At 53.0% G+C, this 468-nt stretch carries 2 pseudogenes; both read left to right on the top strand.

From position 1 onward, the window contains the following. Positions 1–206, top strand: a pseudogene (locus DVK06_RS19485) (hypothetical protein); the annotation flags it as partial. Between the two features lie 26 nt (positions 207–232). Continuing rightward, positions 233–468 (top strand): annotated as a pseudogene (locus DVK06_RS19480) (phospholipase); the annotation flags it as partial.

The following is a 468-nucleotide window of genomic DNA, read 5'->3' as shown; positions in this document are numbered from 1 at the left end:
GTGCAGAAGATCCGGAGGGGGCAGCCTGCGATGCCTGTATCCACATCTCGGAAACCTCATGTGAATATTTCAATCACGCACTTGATCGCAGGTTGCTTGAAGGAGGTGACGGCCTCGTCGGGTTCTGGACGCGCGAAATTTCCAACGGAATGGGTACCGTCGGAGGAGCCGAACAGGACGTGGCGAGCACAGCGAACGACGAATAGCAACAGTAGTAGAGATCGACCTTACAATGGAATCTAATTTCTCGATGTTTGATGGAACGCCGATTTGCTCTGATTTCACAGCGGCAGCCGTGATAAGTGAACCCGACCGCTTACACTACCTCCGGATCGGTCTCGCAATCCTTGGGAGCACCATAGAATCAGACTCAGAAGAAGCTTCAGACCATCGATTAGCAGCGGTCGTGGACGTTCCAGGTCTTCCTGTGCCAGTCAGAGATCGGTCATATTCGTTCACCCGATCTCA

The sequence above is a fragment of the Halorubrum sp. Atlit-28R genome, from assembly GCF_003665955.1.
Lineage (GTDB): Archaea > Halobacteriota > Halobacteria > Halobacteriales > Haloferacaceae > Halorubrum > Halorubrum tropicale.
The sequence above is the reverse complement of the archived record's forward strand: the minus strand, read 5'-3'. Positions and strand labels throughout refer to the sequence as shown.